Raw genomic sequence first — 5,439 nt, 5'->3', positions numbered from 1 at the left:
AATGATGGATTAAATATATATATCAATAGTGACTAAAGGTATTGAGTGGTAGACTTTATTTTATCTGTGCTGTGATCTTAATATTGACCGATTTAACGAGTAACACTATACGGCATCGGTTGAACGGCAAAAATTACATGTATCACACCGTGTTGAGGTTTTGTAGGATACCCGATGGGTTTACGCTAAAAAATGGATGTCAAATATGAGTATGGTAGATTTAGATATCGTAGATGTTATAAAAAAGGTGGTTTTTTAGCGTGTTTTTCAACTCCAGAAAAGGGACATTTTGTTAATGATTGTCAATTAAGTGTGATGAAATCAGCTTTTTTGTATACGGCAACTTTAAATCTTTTTAATATAGAAATATGCATTCCCAAAAAACAGCGAAATGGGTATGAAACAATCGATAATAAATTGTCCAAAAACATCAATTATATAAACTATATCAATTTAAGTGATTATCATGGGATAATGAAAACAACATTTAATGATCTATTACAATCTAATACGATCTTGCTGTTACCAGAATATACAATAAAACAAGAAACGGATATTGAACAAATTGAAATAGAATTTAATAGCGGCACTACTATCATTTATCAAAATAGCAATTTACCACCTACAATGATATCGAATAAATTAAAAAATCTCATTTTAGAATAAACGACAAGCTTACTGGGTAGCCCACAATACCATGCCATATCAACCTACTGGATAGCGAGTTTAGACCGATCGAGTATTGAGGATGTAGTGAGTTATGCCAAACAGCAATTAGATAGTGTGACACAAGAATGAATAAAACTTAAGGCATTATTTACCTTACTTAGCATATAAACCGCCACCAGCCGTTTAACCGAAATCTGCATTGAAAAAATTAAATTGTGTTGAATATATATTGTTGTTTAAATGGAAAATAGCGCTTAGAATCAAAACAGTGATAAATCGAAAGGACGATGTAAATGAAGATTGATTTTTTATTCTTGTGGGCTGAAGTCGGTGTTTATTATGAAATTACAAATACGGTTTTAAATCCGTTGGTAGAAAATCTCAATAAATTAAACAAAACGCTTCCACATTATGACAAATTGTTTAAAACAACAGATTATGATTTATTCTTTACTATCTCTGCCACGCAAGAAAACAAAAATTTAGTGTATGGCCCGTTAGCCTCGTCAAAACGAAAAGTGGTTCATTTTTCAATCTTTATACCTTACAAAACGTTTAGTTGCTATACGCAACAAATGTTTTATATGCTTGATACCATCGCAGAGGGAATTATTTTTGTATTTCATAAATATAAAGTGGAGCTTTCAGGAATAAAAGATGTGTTTGAAACATTAAAAACATTGATTGCAAAGGATCCAGAAAGATATCAAAAATGGCTAGAAGATCTCGGCGACTGATAACTTAAAAACTAATAGTGCATAAGGCGTTATTGCCTTAGATAAATTGCAAATGTAGCCAACCATTTGATAAAAGTTTTTATCGAAAAAAACAAAACTAATGCACAAAATAATACGAATATTGAAAGTGCTGTTTTAGAGAATATAAAAAATAGTAGATATAAGGAATATCCATGAAGCGTGAACCACTTTATCACCTGTATTATTCAGGAATAGACACTACCGATCTCGATCCCGAATGGGAGCATAAAAACAGAGAGCAATTTTGTCATTATTGCCATTTACTAAAATTACCTCACGGTGGCATGGATGTGATTACGGATGGGAAAATCAGGAAAAACCTAGATATGCCCGATGTAGGTGGTCTGCTGATACCTAGTATTATGTCGTTGCGCTTATTGAATTTGCTGGGTGAAGAGGCTGAAAAACATTTAAATATAGGTTCTATTTATAATAAAGTGGAAAGTGAGAAGCATAAACAGCCATTTGTAACTTTTATCAGTAAATATGATTACGTTGTACTGAGAGGTGAAAAACCATATATTTTTGATGGACAGCCTGTTCCTGAGAATGATCGTCTTTTTGTCTGCCCTGAATGCCATTTTCACTCAAGAAGAGAAAGAGCGCCGTGGTTTTTACTTGAGCACGAATATCCGAAGTATCCAATATGTTGTACGGAAATGGGTTTACTTTTATATGAGAGTATTTATGAAAGGCTGAAAACTATCAAATTAGTTGGGGTATGTGTAGAGAAAGTCAAGGTTAAATAGAAAGATACGTATTCTTGAAATCATAATAGCAGGTTTGTTGGTGCTGTTTTAGAGAATATAAAAAATGATAGATATAAGGAATATCCATGAAGCGTGAACCACTTTATCACCTGTATTATTCAGGGATGGGCACTGTTGATCTTGATCCCGAATGGGAGCATAAAAACAGAGAGCAATTTTGTCATTATTGCCATAAACTAAAATTACCTCACGGTGGCATGGATTTGATTACGGATGGGAAAATCAGGAAAAACCTAGATATGGCCATGGTAGGTGATCTGCTGATACCTAGTAGTATGTCGTTGCGCTTATTGAATTTGCTGGGTGAGGAGGCTGAGAAACATTTAAATATAGGTTCTATTTATAATAAAGTGGAAAGTGAAAAACATAAACAGCCATTTGTAACTTTTATCAGTAAATATGATTACATTGTTCTAAGAGGTGAAACGCCAAATATTTTTGATGGACAGCCTGTTCCAGAGAATGATCGTCTTTTTGTCTGCCCTGAATGTCATTTCCACTCAAGAAGAGAAAGAGCGCCGAGGTTTTTACTTGAGCACGAATATCCAAAATACCCAATATGCTGTACGACATTTGGTTTACTTTTATATGAAAGTATTTATGAAAGGCTGAAAAATATCAAATTAGTTGGGGTATGTGTAGAGAAAGTCAAGGTTAAATAGAAAGATACTGATTCTGTTGAAAACGCTTTCCAACAACAAAACCAGTAGAGACACTGTAAATTGATGAGCATTATACAAAAACAGGAAAAATTCCAGTTGGCAATCAAAACAGTGATAAATCGAAAGGACGATGTAATGAAAATTAATTTTCCATTTTTGTGGGCTGAAGTTGGCGTTTATTATGAAATTACAAATACGGTTTTTAATCCGTTGATAGAAAATCTCAATAAATTAAACAAAACGCTTCCACATTATGACAAATTATTTAAAACAACAGATTATGATTTATTCTTTACTATCTCTGCCACACTAGAAAACAAAGATTTAGTTTACGGCCCGTTAGCCTCGTCAAAACGAAAAGTGGTTAATTTCTCAATTTTTATACCTTATAAAACGTTTAATTGCTACACACAACAAATGTTTTATATGCTTGATACCATAGAAGAGGGAATTATTTTTGTATTTAATAAATATAAAGAGGATCTTTCAGGGATAAACGAAGTGTTTGAAAAATTAAAAACATTGATAGCCAAAGACCCAGAAAAATATCAAAAATGGTTAAAAGATGTAGATGAAAAAGATATAGATGAATGGTGACACAAGAGTGAATAAAACTTAAGCCATTATTTACCTTACTTAGCAGATAAATGCCACCAGCTGTTTAATCGAAATCTGCATTGAAAAAATTAAATTGTGTTGAATATATATTGTTGTTTAAATGGAAAATAGCGCTTAGAATCAAAACAGTGATAAATCGAAAGGACGATGTAAATGAAGATTTATTTTCCACAATTATACGCTGAAGTAGAAGCTAACTATGATATTACTAATACGGTTTTAAAGCCATTGAGAACAAATCTCAATAAATTAAACAAAACGCTTCCACATTATGACAAATTGTTTAAAACAACAGATTATGATTTATTCTTTACTATCTCTGCCACGCAAGAAAACAAAAATTTAGTTTATGGCCCGTTAGCCTCGTCAAAACGAAAAGAGGTGCTTTTCACAATTTTTATACCTTATAAAACGTTTAGTTGCTATACGCAACAAATGTTCTATATTCTTGATACCATAGCAGAGGGAATTATTTTTGTATTTAATAAATATAAAGTGGATCCTTCAGGGATAAATGAAGTGTTTGAAAAATTAAAAACACTGATAGCCAAAGATCCAGAAAGATATCAAAAATGGCTAAAAGATCTCGAGGACTGATAACTTAAAAACTAATAGTGCTTAAGGCGTTATTGCCTTAGATAGATTGCAAATGTAGTCAACCATTTGATAAAAGTTCTTATCGAAAAACACAAAACTAATGCACAAAATAATACGAATATTGAAAGTGCTGTTTTAGAGAATATAAAAAATGATAGATATAAGGAATATCCATGATGCGTGAACCACTTTATCACCTGTATTATTCAGGAATGGGCACTGTCGATCTCGATCCTGAATGGGAGCATAAAAACAGAGAGCAATTTTGTCATTATTGCAATAGACTAAAACTACCTCACGGTGGCATGGATGTGGTTACGGATGGGAAAATCAGGAAAAACCTAGATATGGCCGTGATAGATCATCTTCAGATACCTGATAGCATGTCGCTGCGCTTATTGAATTTGCTGGGTGAGGAGGCTGAAAAACATTTAAATATAGGTTTTATTTATAATAAAGTGGAAAGTGAAAAGCATAAACAGCCATTTATAACTTTTATTAGTAAATATGATTACATTGTACTGAGAGGTGAAAAACCATATATTTTTGATGGACAACCTATTCCTGAAAATGAGCGTCTTTTTGTCTGCCCTGAATGTCATTTTCACTCAAGAAGAGAACATGCGCCGTGGTTTTTACTTGAAAGCGAATATCCTAAGTATCCAATATGCTGTACGGAGTTTGGTTTACTTTTATATGAAAGTATTTATGAAAGGCTGAAAACTATCAAATTAGTTGGAGTATGTGTAGAGAAAGTCAAGGTTAAATAGCAAGATACGTATTCTATTGAAAACAGAATAGCATGCCGGAAAGATCTGATCATGGAACTAATATTGTTGGTGCTGTTATACAAAAACAGGAAAAATTCCAGTTTGCAATCAAAACAGTGATAAATCGAAAGGACGATGTAAATGAAGATTGATTTTTTATTCTTGTGGGCTGAAGTTGGCATTTATTATGAAATTACTAATACAGTTTTAAATCCGTGGAGAACAAATCTCAATAAATTAAACAAAACTCTACCACATTATGACAAATTGTTTAAAACAACAGATTATGAATTAGTATTTACCATATCTGCTACACAAGAACACAAAAATTTAGTCTACGGTCCTACAACATCGTCAAAAAATAAAGTGGTTTATTTCACAATTTTTATACCTTATAAAACGTTTAATTGCTACACACAACAAATGTTTTATATGCTTGATACCATAGAAGAGGGAATTATTTTTGTATTTAATAAATATAAAGTGGATCCTTCAGGGATAAACGAAGTGTTTGAAAAATTAAAAACATTGATAGCCAAAGACCCAGAAAAATATCAAAAATGGTTAAAAGATGTAGATGAAAAAGATATAGATG

Annotated in this window: 8 protein-coding genes; all 8 read left to right on the top strand. The window is 32.2% G+C overall.

What is annotated here, in order from left to right; translation table 11 throughout:
• Positions 1-192 precede the first annotated feature (192 nt).
• Positions 193-666, top strand: a complete 474-nt coding sequence (locus tag A9G09_RS13225; RefSeq protein ID WP_065633251.1) for a hypothetical protein — start codon at positions 193-195, stop codon at positions 664-666.
• Positions 667-962: 296 nt separating this feature from the next.
• A complete protein-coding gene (locus A9G09_RS13220) occupies positions 963-1,406 on the top strand; it encodes a hypothetical protein (RefSeq protein WP_065633250.1) in 444 nt (147 codons plus the stop codon).
• A 173-nt stretch (positions 1,407-1,579) separates the two neighbouring features.
• Positions 1,580-2,176 (top strand): hypothetical protein, encoded by a 597-nt coding sequence (locus A9G09_RS13215; protein WP_065633249.1) that lies wholly within the window; start codon positions 1,580-1,582, stop codon positions 2,174-2,176.
• Positions 2,177-2,262: 86 nt separating this feature from the next.
• Positions 2,263-2,859 carry a hypothetical protein gene (locus tag A9G09_RS13210; protein ID WP_065633248.1) on the top strand — a complete coding sequence of 199 codons (597 nt, stop codon included), beginning with the start codon at positions 2,263-2,265 and terminating at the stop codon, positions 2,857-2,859.
• Positions 2,860-2,994: 135 nt separating this feature from the next.
• On the top strand, positions 2,995-3,456 hold the full coding sequence (locus A9G09_RS13205; RefSeq protein WP_065633247.1) for a hypothetical protein: 462 nt from the start codon (positions 2,995-2,997) through the stop codon (positions 3,454-3,456).
• A gap of 174 nt (positions 3,457-3,630) precedes the next feature.
• Positions 3,631-4,074 carry a hypothetical protein gene (locus A9G09_RS13200; RefSeq protein ID WP_065633246.1) on the top strand — a complete coding sequence of 148 codons (444 nt, stop codon included), beginning with the start codon at positions 3,631-3,633 and terminating at the stop codon, positions 4,072-4,074.
• Between the two features lie 173 nt (positions 4,075-4,247).
• Positions 4,248-4,844: a hypothetical protein gene (locus tag A9G09_RS13195; protein WP_218056793.1), complete on the top strand. Its 597-nt coding sequence runs from the start codon at positions 4,248-4,250 to the stop codon at positions 4,842-4,844.
• Between the two features lie 141 nt (positions 4,845-4,985).
• Positions 4,986-5,439 (top strand): hypothetical protein (locus A9G09_RS13190; RefSeq protein ID WP_065633245.1); only part of this gene is annotated, 454 nt, incomplete at its 3' end.

This window comes from Gilliamella sp. wkB292 (assembly GCF_001690235.1).
Classification (GTDB): domain Bacteria; phylum Pseudomonadota; class Gammaproteobacteria; order Enterobacterales; family Orbaceae; genus Gilliamella; species Gilliamella apicola_F.
This window is presented reverse-complemented; position numbering and strand designations above follow the sequence as displayed.